We start from the raw sequence: 247 nt of genomic DNA on the forward strand, positions 1-247 counted from the left end.
CGGCGGATCATCAGCGGCATCATCTTCGTCATCCGCAACGGGCTGCGCTGGCGCGATGTATCGAAAGAGTACGGGCCCCACAAGACGATCTACAATCGCTTCATCCGCTGGAGCCGGCTTGGCGTCTTCAACGCGATCTTCGCCAGGCTTTCGGCCAAGGGCGGCAAGCCCGATCAGTTGATGATCGATGCGACCCACCTCAAGGCCCACCGCACGGCGGCCAGTCTGCTCAAAAAGGGGCTGTTCC

Annotated in this window: 1 protein-coding gene; it reads left to right on the forward strand. The window is 61.5% G+C overall.

The window, feature by feature from the left end:
- On the forward strand, nucleotides 1–247 hold a 247-nt coding region (locus GSQ79_RS24490), incomplete at both ends, for a transposase (protein WP_158811378.1).

The organism is Beijerinckia sp. L45 (genome assembly GCF_009765775.1).
Taxonomy (GTDB): Bacteria; Pseudomonadota; Alphaproteobacteria; order Rhizobiales; family Beijerinckiaceae; genus RH-AL1.